This is a genomic window from Pseudomonas sp. R38(2017) (assembly GCF_002112395.1).
Taxonomy (GTDB): domain Bacteria; phylum Pseudomonadota; class Gammaproteobacteria; order Pseudomonadales; family Pseudomonadaceae; genus Aquipseudomonas.
The window spans coordinates 110,114-133,892 of the sequence record NZ_NEHN01000002.1; the positions used below are offsets into that span (position 1 = coordinate 110,114).

The following is a 23,779-nucleotide window of genomic DNA, read 5'->3' on the forward strand; positions in this document are numbered from 1 at the left end:
GGAAGCGGGGCGTCCTTACCAGCGCATCCGCACCCCCAGACTGCCGATCAACCCGTTCAGATCGTTGTCATCCACATCACTGCTGTAGTCGGCGCTGACGTACAGACTTACTGACGGCGTGACCTTCGCCACCAGACCCAGACCGAGTTCCACCGTCGAGGACTTGCGGCTGCTGCTGATTTTGTCCACCTGATCGAGGGTCACCGCGTTACCGGTGTAAACCGTGTGCCAGAGGTTGGTGCGCACGTAAGGTTCCACGGGCAGGCCGCTTAGATCGTAACTGCCTTTGAGGCGGGCGCCGACCCGGCCGCTCCAGGACGAAATATCAGTCGATGAAGCGTTGCCCGAGCCCGCGTAAGGCGTGTCGAGGGTGATTCGCTGATTGATCAACTGCGCCTGTGGCTCGACTACCCAGTTTTCGCTCAGGCCGATCGGGAAGCCGCCCTCCACCGAGAACGTCATCGCGCTGCCCTCAGTAGCCAGTCGCGCACCCTGTTCATTGCGGCTGAAGCCGCTGACCCGGCCACCGCTGGCCGACAGGTCGACGTGCCAGCCTTCGGACCCGATCAGGCTGTAGTAGGCGCCGAGGCTCTGGCCTTGCAGGTTGAGGGTGTCGGTGGTCGGATCGGCGAGGGCGCGGTTGACGATCAGGCGGCTGCCGTTGCCCTGGATCTGATTCAGGCCGCCGATCAGGCCGATCCGTTGGGTCTGGCCGCTGCTGCCTTGCAGGGTCAGTACCGGCGGTCCTTTGAACTCTCCACCACCTGGCGTCGCGAACCCGGGGTTGAGGATGTCGGTCTGTGCCTGGCGAGAGGCCTGTCCGTAGAGTTGATCCCAGACCGAGGGGGCAAGGTCTTCGGTGATCAGGTAGTTGCTGCGCAAGTCGGGGCGCGGGCTCAAGCGTTGCGGATCGGGGGTGATGACGGTCGCGGGCAGAGTCAGGATCGGCACGTCTTGGCGATACCAGGGCGTAGTCTCATCCGCCACAGGACCCGCCTGCGCCTCCATGGATGAGCACAGCAGGATAGAGCTTGAAACAGTGCAAAAGGTGATTTTGATCTCGTGTGGGGTGAGTGAGGTTTTCATGAAGATCTACCTTGCTAGCGCATGTGGTATCTCGCCTTGGCGTCTCTCCTACCCCGAACGAGGGGCGACCGAATGGAGCGAGGCGAACCCGCAGCCACCCGTTTTAACGAGTGTCCGAAGGCCCGCCCCGAGTAGTGTTTCCGGGGGTAGTAAGGTAGAGCTAAGAAGACTGATGTTCCTGCGTCAAGAAATTGGACGATAAGCGGTATGGCTAAATCATAGGTCACAAGTGTTTGTTTTTCTGCACATATCTAAGTTGTTGTTTGCAGGGTAAAACACACCCGGAACCGCGAAACAGAGCATTTTCTTAGCCTGCTATCGGCTTTCCAACTGATGCAAACGCCCAGATTTCCTGCCGGGCCACGCTAGTCATTACTGTCAATATTGCGACTGTAGTCGATGTTGGCGCAGACACTCGTGGCGCGGTCGAACTACAGATGCACCTCGACCGCCAGCGGCAGGTGGTCCGACAAATGCGTCCAGGGCTTGTTGCCCAGAATCTGCGGGTCGTGGCTGCTGGCGTTGCGCAAGTAGACCCGGTCCAGTCGCAGTAGCGGGAAGCGCGCCGGGTAGGTCTTGGCCGGCCGTCCGTGATGACGCTCGAACGCTTCGTGCAGGTAGTCGCGGCGGGAGAGGGTGAGGTTGCCCTGCATCTGCCAGTCATTGAAGTCGCCGGCGATGATCACCGGCGCATCCTCGGGCAAGGATTCGAGCAACTGACAGAGCAGTTGCAGCTGCAATTGACGATGGCTTTCGAGCAGGCTCAAGTGCACGCATATCGCATGAACTTCAGCATGCCCCGGCACATCCAGCACGCAGTGCAGCAGACCACGGCGTTCCGGTCCGGTGATCGAGACATCGAGGTTGCGGTATTCGCGGATCGGGTACTTGGACAGCAGTGCATTGCCGTGGTGGCCGTCGGGGTAGACGGCATTGCGCCCGTAGGCGAAATCGCTCCACATGCTGTCGGCGAGAAATTCGTATTGCGAGGTTTGCGGCCACTCGTTGTAGCGGTTCGAATGCCGTTCGTGTTCGCCCACCACTTCCTGAAGAAACACCAGATCGGCGCTGGTGCTGCGCACGGCCTCACGCAGCTCCGGAAGAATGAAACGCCGGTTGAGTGCGGTAAAACCCTTGTGCGTGTTGACCGTCAATACCCGCAGTCGGTGGATGGTCGACGGGTTCGAGGGCTGTGCGTCGATGACATGACGCTTGGGGTCGCTGGACACGGTCGCTCCTCTGAATCATGAGTGTCTTTTCATGCGACTGATCCGGGCGCGGGCAGTTCACATTGAGTGACTGCACGCGCCCCGGCCTTCAATCCACGAAGACAATTTCATAAGGCAGGCGCATGCGCTCCAGAATAGCCTTGGGCAACAACGGTGCAATACCGATGGCCGGTTCGCCGTTCAACTGGCTGGCATAGGCGTGGGTGGCGTGGCTCTTGCGCGCGACGGTCCAGGTATCGAGGCGCAGCTTGCGCGCGCGGTGCCAGGGGATCTGTGCCTGATCACGTTCTGGCCAGTGCCAGGCCCAGACCGGCACATCGTGGTAGCTGGCACCGGCCAGTCGTGCGGCTTTTGCGCTGGCCCGACCGACCACTTCATGATCGGCGGTACCGTCCTCGCACCAGGTACTGAACACCACGTCGCCGGGTCGCAGGTAACGCGAGATGAATTCGGTCAGTTGGGTTTCCTGTTCAAACAGGGCATTGTCGGTGAAACCGCCGCGCACCCATTTCAGGCTGTGCATCGGCAGCCCCAGGCGACGCAGGGCTTCGACGCTTTCCTGGGGGCGGAACACGCTCAGGCGTTTTTCCGACCACTGGCGCGAGCCGGGATGGCTGGCGCTGCCGTCAGTGATCGAGAGCAATTGCAGCGGATGGCCCAGAGAGGACAACAGTTGCAGCAGGCCGCCGCAGGTCACCACTTCGTCACCAGGATGTGGCGCAATGACCACCGCGCGAGCGCCGGGTGGTACGAGGCTATGGGTGTTGATGACAGGGATGTTGTCGAGTTGCGCGGCGCTGTTCCAGATTTGCGCCGGCAGGCCGCTGTCGCTGAGAGATAACGGTTTCATGGGGCAGGACGTCCTTGTTGAGTCTGGCCTTCAGTCACCCACGGCAACGCGTGTCTGACCCGTGAAGGCTGGTTGATAACTCTGCAGCGCTCCGAACCCTGGATTGCCGCGATGCTGAGTATTGCTCAAGACGCACGGTTCGTCGCGTCGCAGATCAATCTGCTCCGGTTTTTTTTATTCAGTCTGTGCCAAGTGTCGCAGATAGTCGCCAAAACCACCGCGTGCCCGACTGTCCAGACGGGTGCTGGTAACGACCTGCGGGCGGTGGCTCCAGGCGATGCTGGCCCCGCTACGCTCCAGTTGTCGGACCAGTTGCACGTCCTCATCACAGGGCAACGGTTCGAATCCGCCGGCGCGGACGTAGGCTTGCGCGCTGACACCCAGATTGGCGCCATGGATGTGCCGATGACCTTCACAAGCCTGGTAATCACCGTGATAGCGAATCTGCGCCGCTTCATCGAACGACTCATGCCAATGCTCGACCGTCACCGTGCCACACACGGCATCCATGCCCAGCCCCAGTTGTGCCACCAACCAGTCTTCGGCGACACGGCTGTCGGCGTCCGAACAGGCAATCCAGCGCGCACCGCGTTCAAGCAGTTGTTGGGCGCCTATGGCGCGAGCCTGCCCGACGTTGCGTGCGTCGATGCTCAGCGCTAGCACCGGGTACTGACTGACGATGTGCGCCGAACGATCGGTGCAACTATCGAGCACCACCAGGATTTCCACCGGTTCACCCGCCAGCAAAGGATGGTCACCCGCGCGCAGGGCGGCGCACAGGCAGTCATCGAGCCAGTCTTCTTCGTTGTGGGCGGGAATCAGGATGCCAATCATCGCAACCCCTCAAGCGCGGCCACCGAACGGGGTTCTCGGCTCCAGACTTCAAGCAGGAAATCCGCTTCCTGATGCAGGACAAGTCGCGGCAGGTGCAACTGTTCGTGAATCAGGTCGTGAACCTGTCGGGCATTGAGCGGGCATCCTTCAATGGGGGGGCGCCAGTGACAGGCCAGTAATTGTCCGTCCGCCGTCAACGAATCGCTGATGTGACGGATGACCTCTGTCAGATCCTGCCGGTCCAGGTAGTAGCCGATTTCGCTGAAGACGATCAGGTCAAATTTTTCCTCGGGCCAGTCGTCAGGCAGACGACCGTGACGCACCTCGGCGTGGTCGAACAAGCTCAGCCGGGTACGCGCCAGATTGACTGCGGCAGCACTCGTGTCGCAGCACAACAGCCGATCGCAGCGTTCGGCCAGCACCGCACCCAGTTCACCGTTGGCGCACCCCGGTTCAAAGATTGCCCGGTAGTGCGGGCGGGGCAGGGCCGCCAGGGTCACGAGGCGTTTGCGCTGCTCGTACCAGCGCTGGCGGAATCCCCAGGGGTCGTTGTTGCCCGCGAACAGGCCTTCGAAGTAGCGATCCTCGACACTCACAGGAAGACCACCTCGAACGGTTGCAGCAGTCGATCGATGACATAGGGCGCGAGCACTGGTGGCAGGCCGGCTTCGGGATCGCCTTCCAGCTGGCTGGCAAACGCGTGCACCGCGTGACGCTTGCGCGCGACCTGTGCCGGACTGAGCAGGATTTTGCGCGCCCGTTCCCACGGCACGATGGCGTCTTCCGGTGTTGCCCAGTGCCAGGTCCAGACCGGCAGCTCGTGGCAAATCGCGCCCACGTGTTGCGCCGCTTTGATGCTGGCGCGGCCGACGGCTTCGTGGTCGCTGTGGCCGTCCTCGCGCCAGGTGGTGAAGATCACGTCGTCGGGTTGCAGGTAGTGAGTCAGGTATTCGCACAGCATCGACTCGCGCGCGGCGACTTGCGTGTCGGGGAAGCCACCACGCAACCATTGCAACTGGTGCATGGGCAGGCCGAGGCGGCGCAGGGCTTCTGCGGATTCCTGCGGGCGCACCACGCTCAGGCGCTCCACCGGCCAGCGATCCGAGCCGGGATGACTGGCGCTGCCATCCGTGACCGAAATCAGTTGAAGTGTTCGCCCCGCCGCAGCAAGCAACTGCAGCAGTCCGCCGCATCCCAGGATCTCGTCGTCCGGGTGTGGAGCAATCACAACGGCCCTCGATCCCGGCGGCACCAGGTCGAGAATATCGATACTGTCCAACGCCGCAAGATGACGTGAGCCCTGCCATTCATGCAGGGAGGTTCCCTCGCCGACGATCGGGTTGCGCTTCATAACGCCCAGCACCCGCGTGGTTGTTGCGCAGTCAATTGGCCAAGTGCCGCCAGATCTCGTTCGGCGTGGCTCTGGCGCAGGTAAACCGGCAGGTCGGCCGCCAGGCGGGCAAAGTGCGGATCCTTGCAGAACGGCCCGGCCCCGAGTGCCCGTCCGGTCTCGCGGATGACCTGCTCGGCGGTAGCTTCGACCACGGCGCGAACGCGGCGGGCCAGCAGTTCTGCGCAGGCGTGGGGATCGCTGTCGATGTCCAGAGCACTGACACGCAGCACTTGAGACGCGGCGTGCAAGGCACTGTCGACGGCGCCAAGACTGGCCAGCGCTTGAGGTTCTTCATGTCGTGCACACTGCTGGCGCAAGCGTTCGCCGATCTCCCTCGCGGCGCCGTACCAGCACGCGGCGATCCCGATCCCGCCGTGCCAGAAACCCGGACGTTGCAGGTAGTCGCCGGGGGCGCCAATCGCCTGAGCCTCGACCTCGTCGAACAGCACCTCGACGCTGCCGGTGGCCGCCATGCCGACCGCTTGCCAGCCTTGATCGGTCACGGTCACACCCGGTTGATCTAGGGCCACGGCCACCAGTTGCTGACGATCGTCCTCATCCCACGCCGTAAGGAGGGCATGACTGAGTACCGCCGCCCCGGAGCACCAGGCCTTGCGCCCGTTCAGTCGCACCAGTTGCCCCAAACGGCTGACCCTGACCCGCGCCTGCGGTGGCTCGGCCGCCCACATGCCCCACGTACTGCCGGGTGTCGGTGTGCCGCCGAGCTGTTCGATGATCGCCAAGGCATCGGTATGACCTTCGTAGAGTTTGCACAAACCCAGATCATGCCCGCCGACTTCGGACAGTCGTTGCCAGCGCTCCAGCGTGCGACCGCTGCCGGGCAACGGCAGTCGGTCCAGTCCGGCCTCGACCATTTCCCGCAGGCACCGCCCCAGCGCTGCGCTATCCCGGTAGTCCGGCGTGTGACGCGAGAAATAGTCGCTCAGGTCCATGTCATTCTTCCTCGTCGCGTTGCAGCTCGAACAACAACAGCGAGCGCCCGGTGACCGAGTATTGATGCCCGAAATCGAAGCGTTCCTGACCCCGGATCGACGGTTGATTGGTGTCGACCATGCAGGTCCAGAAACTGCCTTCAGGCACTTCCGGCAAAGTGAAGTTGACGATGTCGTGGTGGGCGTTGACTACCAGCAGCAACGTCGCGTCGGCGCCCTTGCGGCGGATGCCGGTTTCCTGGGCACGACCATCGAGCAACATGCCCAGGCAGCGATTGTGCGCATCGTGCCAGTGTTCGGTGGTCATTTCCGTGGCGTCCGGTGCCAGCCAGGTTACGTCCTTGACCCCGATGTCTTCGTTGTATTCGCCGACCAGAAAGCGTCCGCGGCGCAGGATCGGGTACGCCAGGCGTAGCTTTATCAGGCGTTTGACGAATTTCAGCAGCGCCTTGCCGTCCTCGCTCAGGTCCCAGTTGACCCAGCCGATCTCGCTGTCCTGGCAATAGGCGTTGTTGTTGCCGTCCTGAGTGCGGGCGAATTCGTCGCCGGCAACGATCATCGGCGTGCCTTGGGCCAGCAACAGGGTGGCGAAGAAATTGCGCATCTGCCGGTGACGCAGCGTATTGATTTCCGGGTCGTCGGTGGGGCCTTCGACGCCGTGGTTCCACGACAGGTTGTTGTTGCTGCCGTCCTGATTGTTTTCGTCGTTGGCCTCGTTGTGCTTGTCGTTATAGGACACCAGATCGTTGAGGGTAAAACCGTCGTGAGCGGTGACGAAATTCACCGACGAATAAGGACGACGGCCACGCTGGTTGAACATCTCGCCGGAAGCGGTCATGCGGCTGGCGAAGTCGGCGAGCTGCCCGTCATCGCCTTTCCAGAACGCACGCACGGTGTCGCGGAACTTGTCGTTCCATTCGACCCAGCCCGGCGGGAAGTTGCCGACCTGATAGCCGCCGGGGCCGCAGTCCCAGGGTTCGGCGATCAGTTTTACCTGACGCAGCACCGGGTCCTGACGGCAGGCAACGAGGAAGCTGTGGCGTTCGTCGAAACCGTCGTGATAGCGCCCGAGGATGGTCGCCAGATCGAAGCGGAAACCATCGACGTGCATTTCGCTGGCCCAGTAGCGCAACGAATCGGTGACCATCTGCAGCACGCACGGGTGGCTCAGGTCGAGAGTGTTGCCGGTGCCGGAATCGTTGATGTAGAAACGCTTGTCATCCGGCATCAAGCGGTAGTAGGAGGCGTTGTCGATCCCGCGCATCGACAGGGTCGGGCCTTGCTCGTTGCCCTCGGCGGTGTGGTTGTAGACCACGTCGAGAATCACTTCGAGATTGGCATCGTGCAGGTGTGCGACCATTTCCTTGAATTCGGCAATCTTGCCGCTGGCCAGGTAACGCGGGTCCGGGGCGAAGAACGCGATGCTGTTGTAGCCCCAGTAATTGGTCATGCCTTTGTGCAGCAGGTGCTGGTCGTTGACGAAGGCGTGGATCGGCAACAACTCCACGGTCGACACACCGAGTTTGCGGATGTGCTCCAGCACATCGTCGACCATCAGCCCGGCAAACGTACCGCGCACGTTATCCGGCACGGCGGGGTGGCGCATGCTGATGCCGCGCACATGGGTTTCGTAAATGATGGTCTTGTCCCACGGCACGCTGACGCGGTGGTCGTTGCCCCAGGTGTGCGCCGGGTCGATGACTTTGCATTTGGGCACGAAGGGCGCACTGTCGCGCTCGTCGAAACTGAGGTCGGCATCCGGGTGGCCGATGGTGTAGCCGAACAGTGCTTCAGACCACTTCAATTGGCCGACCAGTTGCTTGGCGTAGGGATCGATCAGCAATTTGTTGTGGTTGAAGCGGTGCCCGTTGGCCGGATCGTAGGGGCCGTAGACCCGGTAGCCGTAAATCAGGCCCGGGTGCGCGTCGGGCAGATAGCCGTGGAAGATTTCGTCGGTATATTCCGGCAATTCGATGCGTTCGAGTTCGACTTCGCCGGCATCGTCGAAAATACATAGTTCGACACGGGTAGCGTTGGCGGAAAACAGCGCAAAGTTCACCCCCAGGCCATCCCAGGTCGCGCCGAGCGGGAAGGGCAGACCTTCACGGATTCGCGAAGGCTCGACGTGTGCGGCGGGCTCGGCTTTCTTTGGACGGGTCATGATTGCTCCTGCAAATCGGGGTGGGCATTTTTAAAGGACGAGTGAACCCTCGGTGGCGAGCGAACCCGCCACACGGCCATTCGGTTCAACGGTTCGAGAAGCTTCAGGCTGCCGGGGGCTTGCGGGGTGCGCGGGGCTTTTTCTCGGCGGTTTTTTCGCCCGGTGGAATCACTTTCGCGGCGCTCGCCGGTTTGGCTTTGGTGGTCGTGGTTTTGGGCTTGGCCGCAGACGTCTTGGTGTCAGAAGCCTTGGTGGTCGCCGTTTTACCAGCGCCAGACTTCGGCGATTTCTTCGGTGCCAGAGCCTCGGCCTCGGCCAGTTTGCGCGCCATCTCCCAGTGGCGGGCTTCATGACCTTCTGGCTTACCTTCCGATTCCCAGATCTGATAGGCGAATTCGCGGATGCGTTTATCGTCGGTACTCATCGCAATGCTCCTGAACTGAACTCATGCTTCTAGAAGTGTTGGATAAACAGATTGACCGGGAAATCCCCCAGCGCAGAGCTGACTTCCAGCTCCCTGTTTTTTGTGACTGCGGTGCTCGAAAAAAGTCCCTTCAGATTTTCGTCGGAGGCGGCGAACGGTAATTCCACCCGCGTATCGCCCCAGCGCAGCGCATCGACCTGAGGTACAGCACCGTTTTCCAGCAGTGTCGCGCAACGGATCGGCACGATGACGATTGCCCGTTGATCCCCGTGCTCGCGGGCAAACGCGAGTACGTTGTGCGCCTGGCTGCCCAGCACCTCCAGGGCCTGGTACGAGCCTCGGCGAAACAAATCGGTGTATTCGGCGCGCAAGTTCAGTACCTGAGCGATCAACGCTTGCTTGATGCGCCCGTTACGCCAGTTCGACAGCAGTTCCGATGCCGATGCGGGTTTCACGGATTGTTCTCGCAAGTCGTAGTCAACCGGCCGGCGGTTGTCCGGATCCACCAGACTGAAATCCCAGAACTCGTTGCCCTGATACAGATCCGGCACCCCCGGCACCGTCATATGCAGCAAGGTTTGCGCCAGACTGTTGAGGGCGCCGGCAGCGGCGATGCTGTTGACTGACTTGGCCAATGCCCCACGCAGCAGTTCACCTTCCGGCGCCAACAACAACTGCTCGGTGAATGATTGCGCGGCATTTTCATAGGCCTCGTTCGGCGCACTCCAGCTGCTTTGCAACTTGGCTTCGCGCAGGGCTTTCTGTTGCCACTGCCAGATGCGTCTGGCGTAGTCGGCGAAACCCGCCTGATCGTCGTTGTGCAGCTCCAGCGGCCAACTGCCGAGCAACGCTTGATAGAGAATCAGCTCGTCGGCCGACGACGGCACCTGATCGTCATTGCGCAGCGGCCGGGCGAGGGCGCGCCACAGCTCGACCTGCTCGGTGTACCAGTGGCTGCGCTCGCTGAGCACGGCCAGGCGCGCGCGAGTGTCTTCGCCGCGTTTGTGGTCGTGGGTGGCGGTGGCCAGCAGGTTGTCGGGGAATGTCGCCAGACGTTGCAGGTTTGTCGCATGAAAATCGCTGACCGGGGCGCTGAACTGTTCGGTGTTGTAGCCCACGTCATTGCGCGACAGCAGCACTGCCGAGCGATACAGCGCGGTGTCTTCCACGGCTTTGGCGGCAGCAGGCGAGGTGAGTTGCTGAAAGCGTACGCAGGCATGGCGCAGGATCTTGCGCGAACGCCCACGGGGTTTGCGCCGCCAAGGCTGGCCGCCGAGCCAGCCGGCTACAGAATCAAGCACCGGCCAGTCGCTTTCGCTCAAGGTCTGCCGCGCACCTTCCATGGCCTGCTGGAAAAACACTTCGTCCTGGGCTGAGCGGCCCATCGCGCTGATGTAGGTGCGATACACCGGAAAGTGCACGATCAATGCCTGTAATACCCGGCGAATCGAGCCGAGCGTGAGATCGCGGGTCATCAGGTCGTCCCGCGCCACTTGCAGCAGCGCCTGGGCAACGCTTTCGCAATCGCTGGCCAGCGAACCATTGAGAATCTGCTGACGCGCCAGCCGTGCCTCTTCGATAAACGCGGCGGGGCGCTCGGTGCGCCGCTGCCACAAGTCGCCGAGCACATGTTCACCGGCCGGGTCGTGTTGCAGCAGCGACAGCTGATTCATGAATTCGTAACCGGTGCTGCCATCCACCGCCCAGTCGGCGTGTAGGGTTTCTCCGTCGCCGAGAATCTTCTCGACGTAGATCGGCAAGTGCCGCCCCGGCGCCAGAAAGTCGAGGCGTCGGCGCAACTTGCGGCAATAACCCCGAGGATCGGCGAGTCCGTCGATGTGGTCGATGCGCAGGCCGTCGATCAGGCCTTCTTCGATCAACTGGAAGATCTTGCCGTGGGTCGCTTCGAACACGGCGGGCCGCTCGACCCGCAAGCCGCCGAGTTCGTTGATGTCGAAGAAGCGCCGCCAGTTGATGTCGTCCGCTGCGGTGCGCCAACTGGCCAGACGATAGCTTTGCCGCTCCAGCAGTTGATGCAGACGCTGGAAGCCCTCGTCGGTTTTCGAGTCGTAATGCGTCAAGTTGCGCTGGATCGTTTGCAGGATGTGCGGGGCGCTCGCCAGTTTCTGCAGTTCTTCCTTCAGCGGGATCGCCAGCGAGCGGGCGTCGGTCTGGTAGCTGAGGCTGCTGAAACGATCGGCCAGCGACTTGAGCACTTCGTTCGCCGGCTCGTCGGCTTTGAGCAGTTCGCCATAATCGCCGGGGCAGATCGGGAAGTGATGTTCGTAATGCTCGATGTGAAAAGTGCCGGAGTCGGCGTTGAACACCAGCGGCAGCGTGCCGTCCTGCAATGCAATGCCGTAATCGCTGCCGAGGAAGGGCAGCAACAGCTGGCCTTCCATCAACGGGTCCGGCGAGTGCCATTGAATGTCGAAGAACTCGCCGTAGGGGCTGAGCCGGCCCCATTCCAGCAAGTCGAGCCACCACGGATTATCACCGCCACCGACCGCCATGTGATTGGAGACGATGTCGAGGATCAGTCCCATGCCGTGCTCACGCAGAGCCGCGACCAGCCGGCGCAATGCCGGTTCGCCGCCAAGTTCCGGGTTGACCCGGGTCGGGTCGACCACGTCGTAGCCGTGCATGGAGCCTGCACGGGCCGCGAGCAGTGGCGAAGCATAAACATGGCTGATGCCGAGCCGGGAAAAGTACGCCACCAGCGGCACGGCCTCATCGAGGGTGAAGCCCTTGTGAAACTGCAGACGCACCGTGGCGCGCAAGGTCAGGTTTTGCACTGTATTCATTGGTCACGCTCGGCGGCCTGAAGGCGGGCGCAGGCGAGCAGTTCCAGACGCCGCGCGGCATCGACGCCATCGAGCAAAGTGTCACTGGTACCCGGCAGGCGCCGCGACCAGTTCGGATGAGTGTCGATGGTACCGGGCAGGTTGGCCTGCTCGTCCAGGCCCAGCGCGTCTTCCAGCGGCAGCAGCACCAGTGGCGCGCGGGTGTGGCCAAGGAAACGGATACTGGCGTCGACCACCTGATCAGCCTCGTGGGATTCCTCGCGAAAGTTTTGCGGGTCCTGGCTCAGGGCATTGCGCAAACCGTCGCGTTCGCGCTCGCGATAGCGGCGCCAGTCGATTTCTCCGTTGGCGTCGATCAGCCCGAGTCGCGCATTCCAGTCGATGTCCCGGCCATGCCACCAGCCATTGAGCGTCGGCAGATCGTGGGTGCTGGTGGTGGCCAAAGCGTTGTCCGGCCAGTCGAGGATCGGCTTGAACCAGGTGTTGTCCTGTTCGAACAACAGCACGCGCATGCCGAGCATGGCCCGGGCGACCAGTTTTTCCCGCAGGCCATCGGGCACGGTGCCGAGGTCTTCGCCCAGCACGATGGCTTGATGGCGGTGGGATTCGAGGGTCAGCAGACGCAGCAGGTCGTCCACCGGGTAATACAGATACGCGCCTTCCGCCGGGGCCGCACCGTTGGGAATCACCCACAGCCGTTGCAGGCCCATGACATGGTCGATGCGCAGGCCGCCGGCGTGGGCGAAGTTGGCGCGCAGCATGTCGATAAACGCCCGAAAGCCATTGCGCACCAGACCTTCCGGGGAGAACGCAGAGATGCCCCACCCCTGGCCGGAGCGATTGAGAATGTCCGGTGGCGCACCGACCGTCAGTGACGACAGCAACTCGTCCTGAAAACTCCAGGCCTGGCTGCCGGCGCCGTCGGCACCCACCGCCAGGTCGGCGATCAGGCCGATACCCATGCCGGCGCTGCGGGCGGCGTTTTGCGCGCGCTCCAGACAGCGGTGAATCAACCACTGGCAAAACGCAAAGTAGTCGATGCGTTCGGCGTATTCCTCGGCAAACGCACTGAGAGCAGCACCGCGCGGGTCGTGCCAATGTTCGGGCCATTCGCGCCAGTCGAGGTTTTCGCCACGGGCGGCGCGCATTTCCTGGATGGCTTCGAAGCGGCAGTGATTCTCCAGCGCTTCACCACCCGCATCGCGGTAGCTGGAGAGATCCGCCTGCAACGGATGCTCGCCACGGATGAAACCTTCGTACAGCGCTTGCAGGAGTTTTTGCTTGGCGTCGGCGGCGCTGGGCCAGTCGATCAGTTTCAGGTTTTCCAGTTGCTCGAACTGATCATTGAGACCTGCGGCGTCGATGGCATCGCGCAGGGCGCGCTCGCCAAGAATGGTCCCGGGTGCGGCATACAAGGAATTGAGGAACAGTCGGCTGGACGGTGAATAAGGGCTGTAGCGCCCGGTGTCGGCGCTGAACATCGCGTGCAGCGGGCTGATCGCCAGGGCGTCGGCACCGCGTTCGCCGGCGCTGCGGGCGAGTTCCTCAAGGGCCTGGGTGTCACCGAAACCGCCGTCGCCGGGGCGGCGCAGGCTGTAAAGCTGCACGCTCAAGCCCCAGGCACGGGGGATCGGGTTGTCCACGGCATCGCCCACGCTGTAGCAGCGTTCGGGGGCCACGGCCAGGATGAAATGTTGATCGGCGATATGGACTTGCTGATAACCGACGGGGATCTCGCCGGGCAACACCGCATCGGCATCGAGCATGAGTGACAGCCGCGAGCCGTCCTCCAGATGAATCTCACAGGGGCTTTCCGGTTCGAAGTAACGCGCCAGGTCCAGGCCCACGCCGACATCGGCGGTCAGCAGCGGCGGCAATTGGCGATCCTGTTGCATTTGTTGCAGTTCCAGCAGGCTGGCGTCGATTTCCTGGGCCGAGCCGGCCGGGTGACCGAGCCCGGTGAGGACATTGCGCAGCACCGCCGGGGCGACTTTTTGCTGACGGCCATTGGCGTCGATCCAGTCGACCGCCAGGCCGGCTCGGCTGGCGAGAATTTCCAGTTGCGCATCGCTCATAGGCGCTCTCCATCCAGGGGTGGCAAAGGGGTTGCGGCCGTGAGGCTGACGAGCGCGCAATAGGGGGGCAGTTGCCCTTCATCCGTCAGGCCGGCAGCAGGTGGCTGACGGAACAGCCACACCGATTCGGCCTGTGGTGGGTTGACCACTGGGCTGTCGCCGAGGTTCAGGTCGATTCGCAGCTCGCTGCCATTTCCCAGACGCCAGCGCGCGCTGACAGCGCCAGGCCCCAGCACTTGAGCGCTGAGCGCCCGGGTACCCGACAAGTGCGGAATGATGTGTCGGTGGCGCAACTGCAGCAGCTGTCGATACAGCGCCAGGCTGGCCTGCTGTTTCGGTGTGCCGCTGCCGATCAGCCGCGGTTGCGAGGCGTGGAACGTCTGCTCGGCGTTGGGATCGGGAATCTGCTCGCGGCGCTGTGGATCGGCAAATGCGCTGAACGCGGCGAATTCGTTGCGCCGGCCTTCGCGCACCAATTTGGCGAGTTCGCCGTGGTGGCTGGTGAAAAACTGGAACGGTTGCTCGGCGGCGTACTCGTCGCCCATGAACATCAACGGAATCATCGGTGACAACAGCAACAATACGGTGGCGGCCTGCAGGGCACGTGGATCGGCCAGTTGATGCAGGCGTTCGCCGAAGGCGCGGTTGCCGATCTGGTCGTGGTTCTGCAGGAACAGCACGAACGCGGTGGACGGCAGATGTTCGCTCGGCTCGCCACGGGGCGTGCCGTGGCGGGTCAGGTGACCCTGAAAGACAAAACCCTGACTCAGACAGCGAGCCAGTTGTTCGGTGGGATGTTCGGCGTAGTCGGCGTAATAGGCATCGGTTTCACTGGTCAGCAGTACGTGCACGGCATTGTGGCCGTCGTCGTTCCACTGGGCATCGTAGGCGTCTTCCAGCAGGCTGGCCTGATTGTGCTCGTTCTCCACGGTCAGCCAGACGTGCCGCGCCGGGTCGATCTGCTGCCTGATGCGCTGCGCCAGTTCTTGCAGGAAATCCGGGTCTTCGATGGCATGCACCGCGTCCAGGCGCAGGCCGTCGAAACGGTATTCCAACAGCCACATCAGCGCATTTTCGACGAAGAAGTCCCGCACTTCGCGGCGACGGAAATCAATGGCCGCGCCCCACGGGGTGTGTTTGTCTTCGCGAAAAAAGCCCTTGGCGTAGCGATGCAGATAATTGCCGTCCGGGCCGAAGTGGTTGTAGACCACGTCAAGAATCACCGCCAAACCATAGCCGTGGGCGCTGTCGATCAGGTGTTTGAGCTGTTCCGGCGTGCCATAGGAAGCCTGCGGCGCGAAGTGCAGCACGCCGTCATAGCCCCAGTTGCGAGCGCCGGGAAATTGCGCGATCGGCATCAGCTCTATGGCGGTGACGCCCAGCCCGGCCAGTCGCGCCAGATGCTGCTCGACTTCGGCAAAACCGCCGAGGGCGCCGACGTGCAGTTCGTAGATCACCGCTTCGTTCCATGGCCGGCCTTGCCATGTACTGTGCCGCCAGTGATAGGCGTGCGGATCGACCACCACGCTGTGGCGGTCGAGGTCGCCGTCCTGCGCCCTGGAGGCCGGGTCGGGCACCTCCAGTTCGCCGTCGATGTTATAGCGGTAGCGACGACCGGCGGGGCAGTGACTTTTGATCACGAACCAGCCATCGCCCTGCGGTAGCATCGGCAAGGACTGGCCATTGTCCAGCTCGACGCTGACATAAAACGCATCCGGCGCCCACAACGCGAATTGCGTGTGGTCGGCATCCAGCATGATCGCGCCGTGGGGCCAGCTTTCAGGTGTCCGTAACGGCATCGTTGAAAACCTCCCTGGTTATTTGTGGTGCGTTTTACCCAAGGCCTTGGCCACCAGTTGTTCGTAGAGTTCGGCGTAGGGTTCGACGGCCTTGCACCAGTTGAACGGTGCCGCCATCGCCCGGCAGCGCATGGCGTGGAGCAGGTCCGGGAAGGCGAAAACCTTGAACGCGCGGCTCAGGGCTTCGCGGTAGCTGTCCGCCGTCGATTCGTTGAACAGGAATCCGGTGACGCCGTTTTCAATGGTGTCGGCCAGCCCGCCGGTATTGCGCGCCACCGGCAACGAGCCGAAACGCTGGGCGTACATCTGGCTCAAGCCGCAAGGTTCGTAACGCGACGGCATCAGCAGGAAGTCGCTGCCGGCGAACATCCGCCGGGCATCGGTTTCATTGAAGCCGATGCGCACGCCGATCTGGCCGGGGAAACGCAGGGCCAGGTCGCGCATGGCCTGTTCTTCTTCCGGCTCGCCGCGACCGATGATCGCGATCTGGCCACCGTTCTGCACGATGTACTCGGAGACGGCTTCGGTCAGGTCCAGGCCTTTTTGATAGACCAGACGCGAGACCACGGCAAACAGCGGGCCTTCGGAGTCCTGCAGACCGAACAGTTCGCGCACGTGGGCGGCGTTGACGGCCTTGCCTTCCCAGTCGCCGATGGCGAATGGCGCGAACAGGTGCGGATCGGTGGCGGCGTCCCAGCTCTCGTCGATGCCGTTGGGGATCCCGCTGAGCAAGCCTTGCTGGGTCTTGGCGGCGAGAAAACCGTCGAGACCGCAGCCGAAATCAGGGGTGGTGATTTCCTGCGCGTAAGTGGCGCTGACCGTGGTGATGTGGCTCGAATAGGCCATGCCGGCCTTGAGGAACGACATCTTGCCGTAGAACTCCATACCTTCCTGTTGCAGGGCATGGGCGGGAATCCCGAGTTCCGGGCACGAGCCGAGGCTGGTCACGCCTTGATAGGCGAGATTGTGAATGGTGAACAGGGTTGGCGTGCGCTGCCCGCGCCAGTGCATATAGGCAGGTGCCAGCCCGGCCGGCCAGTCGTGGGCGTGCACCAGATCCGGGCACCAGTGGATTTGTGCGAGGTTGGCGGCGATATCGGCGGCGGCCAGGCCCAGGCGGGCGAAACGGATGTGGTTGTCCGGCCAGTCGCGACCGTTGTTGGCGCCATAAGGGCCGCCGTCGCGGGCATAGAGTTCAGGGCAGATCAGCACATAAATGACCAGGCCGTCAGGCATGTCCATGCGCCCGATCTTGCAGGGCGGCAGCGCGGCGTGGCCACCCAGTTCACCGATGATATGGATCGGATTTTCACTGTTCATTACTTGCGGGTAACCGGGGATCAGCACCCGGACATCATGCAGATGCGCCATTGCGCGGGGCAGGGCGGCAGAAACGTCACCAAGACCGCCGGTCTTCACCAGATCGGCGATTTCCGAGGTCACGAACAACACTTTCTTCTTGTTGGGATTCTGACTGGCTACCGGTGCCAGGGTTTTTGTACCCGGGACGTTGATCGACCGGCTGCCGGGAACGCTCATGGTGCTCGATTCGCCGACGGGCTGGTGAGCACGCTCTCCCTGAATATCCAATGCCGCACTGATCATATGAATCTCCCGTTTTGTTGATCTGATTCTTGTCTTGAACAAGCGATGTCCATGGCCAAATCCTGTGGCCGGGCGCAAACGCGCCACGCATCGGTGAGCAAACGCTACCCAACACGCGCAAGCAGAATGGGTGAAGAGGCCGTTGCAAGGAATGAACCAGTCGCTTTGGCCCTGTCTTTCAGATGACCCGTGGCGATCAGCAAAAGTTTCGACAAAATTTCCGCGTTGTGACCGGTCGGTTTCGCCTCGCGAAAACCAGTCTAGGCCAGATCCTAGAGCGGGCCAGGGCAATCGGATGAATTGTTCGACAATGTGTTGCAGGGCCACGGAAACCGTGGCTTTGAGAGGGGCATCGCACCGACGAAGTGCATGTTTGGAGGGGCGGACGATGCAAAACGGTGACCGGCCGGTCACGTTTTCGGGCGCAGGGAAAGTGCGAATGCACTGTTGCGGTGCGGGCAGTTGTGTTGGCAGGCGGTCAGTGGATGCTGCTTCGCGGGCATGGACTGCCCGCGAAGCAGGCGTGGGTCAATTCAGCAGGCGGATCGGTTCTCCCGCCGACCAGGCCCGAATGTCCTCGATCATCTGCGAAAAAAATTGTTCATAGTTCTGGCGACTGACATATCCGACATGAGGCGTGGCCAGTACATTGTCCAGCGTGCGGAACGGATGCAGCGCCGGCAGCGGTTCTACATCAAACACATCCAGGGCTGCACCACCGATGCGCTGTTTCTGCAACGCCTTGATCAGCGCCGTTTCGTCGACAATCGGCCCGCGCGCGGTGTTGACCAGCAGGGCGGTCGGCTTCATCCAGTCCAGCGCCTGGGCATCGACCAGACCACGGCTGCGGTCGCTGAGTACCAGATGCACCGACAGCACGTCGGCCTGTTCGAACAATTGCTGCTTGCTGACATAGGTGACCCCGGCCTGTTCGGCGCGCTCGGCGGTGAGGTTTTCGCTCCACGCAATGACACGCATGCCGAACACCTGACCGAACTGCGCCACCCGTTGGCCGATACTGCCGAGCCCGAGAATGCCGAGGGTCTTGCCATGCAGGTCGCCGCCCAGACCTTGCTGCCATTGGCCGGCACGCAGGGCATTGGCTTCATTAACCAGATTACGGGTGGCGGCCATGATCAGCGCCCAGGTCAGCTCCGGTGCGGCATGCTTGTAACTGTCGGTGCCGCAGACCTTGACTCCTAGCCGGGCGGCGGCCGGCATGTCCAGCGCTGCGTTGCGCATGCCGCCGGTGACCAGCAACTTCAGGTTCGGCAAACGCTTGAGCAGGTCTTCATCGAAGCGCGTGCGTTCGCGCATCACGCAAATCACCTCGAACCGGCCCAAGCGCTCGGCCAGCGTGGGGTTGTCCGCCGGGTACTCATGGACGAAGGTCACTTCGCCGAGACTGTTCAGCACCGACCAGTCGACCACGTCACGCGCCACGTCCTGCCAGTCATCGATCACTGCAATCTGCACCGCCATCAGCCTTGACTCCTCAACGAACGGGATTGGTTTTGTTCAGCCAGCCGAGCAGCGCCTTGTGGAACTGCGCCGGTTCTTCCATCTGCGGGGCATGGCCCAGGCCGGGGAACTCCACCAGCGTGGACTGCGGAATCAGCTTGGCGACCTGCTTGCCCAGCACCTCGTAGTGGCCGATTTTCGCTTTCACCTCGGGTGGCGCAATGTCCTTGCCGATGGCTGTGGTGTCGGAGGTCCCGATCAGCAACAGGGTCGGCATCTTCAGGTCCTTGAACTCGTAGTACACCGGCTGGGTGAAGATCATGTCGTAGATCAGCGCAGAGTTCCATGCAACCTGAGTCTTGCCCGGGCCATTGCTCAGGCCGGCGAGCATGTCCACCCAGCGGTCGAATTCAGGTTTCCAGCGACCGTCGTAATAGGTGCTGCGTTCATAGTCACGGATGCCCTGGGCGGAGACTTTCAGTTCGCGCTGATACCACTGGTCAACGCTGCGATACGGTACTCCGAGGGCTTTCCAGTCTTCCAGGCCGATCGGGTTGACCAGTGCCAGTTGCTCGACCTGATCCGGGTATTGCAGGGCGTAGCGGGTGGCGAGCATGCCGCCGGTGGAGTGGCCGAGCAGGGTGGCTTTCTGGATGCCCAGCGCCTTGAGCAATTGCTGGGTGTTGGCCGCCAGTTGCTGGAACGTGTACTGGTAATGATCGGGTTTGCTGGAGGTACAGAAACCGATCTGATCCGGGGCAACCACCCGGTAACCGGCCTCGCTCAGGGCCTGGATCGAACTGTCCCAGGTCGCGCCGCAAAAATTCTTGCCATGCATCAGCACCACGGTGCGCCCGTTGGCCTTGCCGTGGGCGGCGACGTCCATGTAACCCATTTGCAGAGACTGGCCCTGGGACTGAAAGGCAAAGTGCTTGAGAGTGTAGGGATAATCGAAACCTTGCAGTTCCGGGCCGTATTGCGCGCCTTCGGCATGGGCGAACAGGGGCAGGGCAGCGGTCAACAGCAGGCCGGGCAGCCAGCGGGTCAGCGACACAGACATGGGACAACTCCACAGGAAATCGGCCGATGCTGGAACGGCCGGATTAGGGCGACGTTAAACACAGGCAATGCCCGGGCCTGAACGTTCAACCGAGCCAGCCCAGGGTGAGCATGGCCAGCACTCCATAACGGGCACCTTTGGCCAGGGTGACGATCAACAGGAATCGCCCGAGGGGTTCGCGCATGACCCCGGCGACCAGCGTCAGGGGATCACCGATGACCGGCAGCCAACTGAGCAACAGCGACCAGTGCCCATAACGCTGATAGTGATCGCGGGCGCGGTCCAGGTGTTTCGGGCTGACCGGAAACCAGCGCCGATCCTGAAACCGCTCCAGCCCGCGTCCCAGCCACCAGTTGACCAGCGAACCGAGGACATTGCCCAGCGTCGCCAAGGCCAGCAGCCCCCACAGCCAATAGCGGTCGCTGACCAGCAACCCGACCAGCACGGCTTCCGATTGCAGCGGCAACAGCGTCGCCGCGCCAAATGCAGCGAAAAACAGTCCGAGATAACCCGCCGTCATCAATGGGCCGGGTAATCCGCCACCACTACATCGGAACCGTCCTTCTTCAGGCCGATCACCTGATAGGCATCGCTCATGCCGTCCATTTCCATCCCCGGCGAGCCCATCGGCATGCCCGGCGCTGCGACTCCGAGCAGGTCGTCACGCTTGCTCAGTGCCAGCACCTGTTCCGCCGGGACATGGCCTTCGACGAATTTGCCGTTGATGATTGCCGTGTGGCAGGAGGCGAGGCGTGGGGGCACACCGTGTTGTTGCTTGAAGCTGCTCATGTCCGCTTCGACATGATCTTCGACCTTGAAGCCGTTGGCTTGCAGATGGCTGATCCATTTTTTGCAGCAGCCGCAGTTGGCGTCGCGGTGGACTTCGATCGGAATGAGGTCGGCGGCTTGCGCCAGGGAGGAAAGGAGCAGGGCGCTCAGGGCGGCCAGACGCAGAGGGTTTTTCATGCAGGGTTCTCGACTCGGGTGACGGTCAAAAAGACGCATTTTGACCGGTTTTTCCGACCGGGCATCAACGGAGTGTTTCCAGTTGATACAAGGCAGGCTGTCAGCATGATCGTAGATCAAAGCTGACAGCCTCCTGAGTGCGAGATGACAAATCCGTCAGATGACCTTGAACCGCCCCATGATCGCACTCACCCGGCTGTTGGCTTCCAGCAACTGGCGGGTGTTGGTTTCGCTGGCCTGGCCGCTTTGTACCAGATCATCCACCATGTGGCGGATCTGCACCATGCTGCGGTTGATCTCTTCGGTGACGGCGCTCTGCTGTTCGGCGGCGGTGGCGATCTGGGCGCTGAGGCTGTTGATGTGGCTGACGGAACCGGCCATGTCATCGAGACCTGTGGTAACCCGGGCGGTGGCATCGGCAGCGGACTGGCAACTGGCCTGGGTGTTTTCCATGGCGCTGACCGAAGAGCTCACACCCTGGGTCAGGCGGGCCAGCATTTCGTTGATTTCCGAGGTACTGGCCTGGGTGCGGGCGGCGAGGGCGCGTACCTCATCGGCGACCACGGCGAAACCGCGGCCCTGTTCACCGGCGCGGGCGGCTTCGATGGCGGCGTTCAGCGCAAGCAGGTTGGTCTGGCCGGCGATGGCGCCGATCACACCGAGGATTTCGGTAATGCGCTGGGCGTCCTGTTGCATGTTTTCGACTTTGTGAGTGGCACTGGCCACTTCATCGATCAGCGCCACGACACTGCTGGTCGCTTCACCCACCACGACCCGTGAGCGGTCGGCATTTTCGTTGGCACGCTGGGTAAACGCAGCGGTTTCGGCAGCGTTCTGCGCAACGCTTTCTGCGGTGGAACTCATCTCGTTGATGGCGGTGACGGTCTGGTCGGTTTCCGAGGCGTGGCGCAACAGGATCTGGCTGGTGTGTGCCGAGGTGCGTTGCAGGTTGTCGAGGCTCGAAGCCATGGCGCCGGTGGCCTGGGTGACTTCGCCGATCATGTTCTGCAGATAGGCGATGAAGGTGTTGACCGAGTGACCGATCGCGCCGAGTTCGTCTTCGGCGCGGATGGTGATACGGCGGGTCAGGTCGGCATCGCCGCTGGACAGCGAATCAATGTTGGCCTTGAGCGCTTTCATGCGCGCAACCAGTTGGCGAATCGCGTAGACCTGCAGCAGCACCAGCAGGAACACCAGCGGAATCTGCAACAGGCTGAGGCTGCTGAGTACGTCGTCACGTTGCGCGGTGAGCATTTTGGTCGGCAGTGCAGTGGCGAGGAACCACGGCGTGCCTTCGATCGGGCGCATGAAAAAAGTGCTGGCTTCACCGTTGTTGTCGAACTCGACGCGCTGGGCCTGATCACGTTGTTGCAGGCCAGCTTTTACCTGGCTGGCGAACGGTGAACTGCTGGCAAGCTCGCTGATATTTTTCAACACGATCGGGCCATTGATGCGCGAGCTGTTACTGATGATCTTGCCGTCGGCCTCGACGATCAGCATTTCGGCGCTGAGGTCTTTTTCCTTGCGCGCTACCAGGTCGTTGAAGAAGCCCAGCGTCACGTCGATGGTCGACACGCCCCAGGTCGTACCGTTTTTCTGAATGGCCATGGCGCAGTTGGTGCGCGGCTCGGCGCTGGCATCATCTTTATAGGCAGCGGCCCAGGCGCACTGGCCGCGCGGGGTTTGCAGGCCGCCCTTGTACCAGCTCTGGTCGTAATAGTTGGGGGCTGCGTCGCTGTTCCAGAAAGTGTTCACAGCGAGTTTGCCGGAGCTGTCGCGGTGCCAGAAGGTGCTGAACTTGTTACGTCCCGCCTCACGCTGGCCGGGCAATGGCCAGATACCACCGCCGAACACTTTCAGTTCGCCGTACTGATCCACCAGCCCCGGCAGCACGGTATCGATGGCCGCGCTGTCGAGCAGCGGGATGGTCTGGGTGATGCTGCGCTGCTGCGACTGAACCTTGTTCAGTTCGCCCTGGATCTGCTCGGCGACCTCAGCGATACGATTAAGTACAACCTGCTCTTCGGTATGTCGCAGTTTGGGCGCGACCAGTTGGCTGATGCCGACCACCGTCAACACCGACAGCAACAGAATGAAAAGAACCAGAAACAACGTGTAGCGAGCCTGAATGGTACGGAATGCGGGCATGGAGACCGGTCCTTGAGCAGCGTTTCTTATTAGGGGCGAGGAGTAAAACAGTAGGGGTATCCCTTACGTATCGTCGCGCTGCGACGAAGCTTTAGGTACTCACGTGCTAAAAAACTTTGAAACGCTGACAGGCAAGTAACAAACCCGACACATGCAAACTAACCAGCCCGTTCGTTAGAGCAAAAAGCCGATTTTAGCCGACCTGGCCAGACGGCTCTGGCTCAACATCTGCGGGCCTTGCAGTGCTTTGTATCGAGAATGTACAAAATTTGTAAAAAAATGAAAAACAGATTGGTGCCTTCAGTTTGCCGGCCGATACTCCGGACAACTCAAGACGTTCCACAAGGATATTTTCATGTTCTTTTCGCAAGGAGCACGCTCATGACCGTTGGTTATACCGGCGCGTGGCAGCCCAAGGCAGGTTTGCTGGTTCGAGATGCAGGGAGCTCGGGCAAACCGGTTTCTCAAAGCGTAAAGGTCAAGCAGATGCTGGCCCTGGTCGGCAACGACCCCACCGTTCTCAATACGGCGGAAATGGACAAGCAGCGTTTGCACAAGAACATCAAGGGATTCGATCCGGAAAACGTCTCTCCCAAGCAGTTGGGCAAACTGGCGGATTTCCTGCGCAGTCGGGGCCTTATTTCCGAAGTGACCTCGATGACACTGCTCAATGCCGGTGACAAGTTCGATCGCTTCGGCATTCAGAAAGACCCGGATGCCAAGTTCAATGCGCTGGAATATTTCGCCACGCAACTGGACACCATCAACAACAACAGCCTCAAGGGCAACAAGTACGCCAATACATTGATCCCGGAGTACAAGAAAGCCATTTATGTGCTGCAGAGCCTGAAAACCTACGGACAGGGCGGTGAACGTGCGCCTCCGACCGACAAAGGTGTCAGCGCCAAGGCATGACCCTGCAACGACAAGC

General features: G+C 61.7%; 18 protein-coding genes and 2 pseudogenes. 1 reads left to right on the forward strand and 19 read right to left on the reverse strand.

Translation table 11 applies throughout. From position 1 onward, the window contains the following. Window positions 1-15 precede the first annotated feature (15 nt). The 19 genes and pseudogenes from CAF87_RS04190 to CAF87_RS29670 form a co-directional block, all read right to left on the reverse strand. Window positions 16-1,086 carry an autotransporter outer membrane beta-barrel domain-containing protein gene (locus CAF87_RS04190; RefSeq protein WP_085731137.1) on the reverse strand — a complete coding sequence of 357 codons (1,071 nt, stop codon included), beginning with the start codon at window positions 1,084-1,086 and terminating at the stop codon, window positions 16-18. A gap of 431 nt (window positions 1,087-1,517) precedes the next feature. Next, window positions 1,518-2,315 carry an endonuclease/exonuclease/phosphatase family protein gene (locus CAF87_RS04195; protein WP_085731136.1) on the reverse strand — a complete coding sequence of 266 codons (798 nt, stop codon included), beginning with the start codon at window positions 2,313-2,315 and terminating at the stop codon, window positions 1,518-1,520. Window positions 2,316-2,403: 88 nt separating this feature from the next. Next, window positions 2,404-3,165: a PIG-L deacetylase family protein gene (locus CAF87_RS04200; protein WP_085731135.1), complete on the reverse strand. Its 762-nt coding sequence runs from the start codon at window positions 3,163-3,165 to the stop codon at window positions 2,404-2,406. A gap of 174 nt (window positions 3,166-3,339) precedes the next feature. Continuing rightward, window positions 3,340-3,999, reverse strand: a complete 660-nt coding sequence (locus CAF87_RS04205) for a glycosyltransferase family 2 protein (protein WP_085731134.1) — start codon at window positions 3,997-3,999, stop codon at window positions 3,340-3,342. Further along, window positions 3,996-4,595 (reverse strand): class I SAM-dependent methyltransferase, encoded by a 600-nt coding sequence (locus CAF87_RS04210; protein WP_085731133.1) that lies wholly within the window; start codon window positions 4,593-4,595, stop codon window positions 3,996-3,998. Before CAF87_RS04210 ends, CAF87_RS04205 begins: the two co-directional genes overlap by 4 nt. Beyond that, on the reverse strand, window positions 4,592-5,350 hold the full coding sequence (locus CAF87_RS04215; protein ID WP_085731132.1) for a PIG-L deacetylase family protein: 759 nt from the start codon (window positions 5,348-5,350) through the stop codon (window positions 4,592-4,594). The genes CAF87_RS04210 and CAF87_RS04215 overlap by 4 nt, the downstream gene beginning before the upstream one ends. After that, window positions 5,347-6,345 (reverse strand): acyl-CoA dehydrogenase, encoded by a 999-nt coding sequence (locus CAF87_RS04220; protein WP_085731131.1) that lies wholly within the window; start codon window positions 6,343-6,345, stop codon window positions 5,347-5,349. Before CAF87_RS04220 ends, CAF87_RS04215 begins: the two co-directional genes overlap by 4 nt. Window position 6,346: 1 nt before the next feature. Continuing rightward, window positions 6,347-8,506, reverse strand: a complete 2,160-nt coding sequence (gene glgX / locus CAF87_RS04225) for a glycogen debranching protein GlgX (RefSeq protein WP_085731130.1) — start codon at window positions 8,504-8,506, stop codon at window positions 6,347-6,349. A gap of 103 nt (window positions 8,507-8,609) precedes the next feature. After that, complete coding sequence (locus CAF87_RS04230) at window positions 8,610-8,930, reverse strand: DUF2934 domain-containing protein (RefSeq protein WP_085731129.1); 321 nt, start codon at window positions 8,928-8,930, stop codon at window positions 8,610-8,612. A 29-nt stretch (window positions 8,931-8,959) separates the two neighbouring features. Continuing rightward, window positions 8,960-11,734: a malto-oligosyltrehalose synthase gene (locus CAF87_RS04235; protein WP_085731128.1), complete on the reverse strand. Its 2,775-nt coding sequence runs from the start codon at window positions 11,732-11,734 to the stop codon at window positions 8,960-8,962. Then, entirely contained in the window at window positions 11,731-13,809 is a 2,079-nt protein-coding gene (gene malQ, locus CAF87_RS04240) for a 4-alpha-glucanotransferase (RefSeq protein ID WP_085731127.1), read from the reverse strand. Before malQ ends, CAF87_RS04235 begins: the two co-directional genes overlap by 4 nt. Next, entirely contained in the window at window positions 13,806-15,608 is a 1,803-nt protein-coding gene (gene treZ, locus CAF87_RS04245; RefSeq protein WP_085731126.1) for a malto-oligosyltrehalose trehalohydrolase, read from the reverse strand. Before treZ ends, malQ begins: the two co-directional genes overlap by 4 nt. Window positions 15,609-15,626: 18 nt before the next feature. Beyond that, window positions 15,627-17,213 carry a glycogen synthase GlgA gene (gene glgA, locus CAF87_RS04250; RefSeq protein ID WP_085731125.1) on the reverse strand — a complete coding sequence of 529 codons (1,587 nt, stop codon included), beginning with the start codon at window positions 17,211-17,213 and terminating at the stop codon, window positions 15,627-15,629. 528 nt (window positions 17,214-17,741) lie between these two features. Beyond that, the gene (locus CAF87_RS04255) at window positions 17,742-18,695 is read right to left on the reverse strand and encodes a D-2-hydroxyacid dehydrogenase family protein (protein ID WP_085731124.1); all 954 of its coding nucleotides are present in this window, start codon (window positions 18,693-18,695) and stop codon (window positions 17,742-17,744) included. Window positions 18,696-18,708: 13 nt separating this feature from the next. After that, entirely contained in the window at window positions 18,709-19,734 is a 1,026-nt protein-coding gene (locus CAF87_RS04260; RefSeq protein WP_085731123.1) for an alpha/beta fold hydrolase, read from the reverse strand. 85 nt (window positions 19,735-19,819) lie between these two features. Next, a complete protein-coding gene (locus CAF87_RS04265) occupies window positions 19,820-20,254 on the reverse strand; it encodes a YqaA family protein (protein ID WP_085731122.1) in 435 nt (144 codons plus the stop codon). Then, the gene (locus tag CAF87_RS04270; protein ID WP_085731272.1) at window positions 20,254-20,700 is read right to left on the reverse strand and encodes a DUF411 domain-containing protein; all 447 of its coding nucleotides are present in this window, start codon (window positions 20,698-20,700) and stop codon (window positions 20,254-20,256) included. Before CAF87_RS04270 ends, CAF87_RS04265 begins: the two co-directional genes overlap by 1 nt. Window positions 20,701-20,856: 156 nt before the next feature. After that, window positions 20,857-21,384, reverse strand: a pseudogene (locus tag CAF87_RS29665) (methyl-accepting chemotaxis protein); the annotation flags it as partial. A gap of 333 nt (window positions 21,385-21,717) precedes the next feature. Beyond that, window positions 21,718-22,848 (reverse strand): annotated as a pseudogene (locus CAF87_RS29670) (cache and HAMP domain-containing protein); the annotation flags it as partial. A gap of 381 nt (window positions 22,849-23,229) precedes the next feature. Between CAF87_RS29670 and CAF87_RS04280 the strand changes: the two are divergent. Beyond that, window positions 23,230-23,763, forward strand: a complete 534-nt coding sequence (locus CAF87_RS04280) for a hypothetical protein (protein WP_085731120.1) — start codon at window positions 23,230-23,232, stop codon at window positions 23,761-23,763. Window positions 23,764-23,779: the final 16 nt, after the last annotated feature.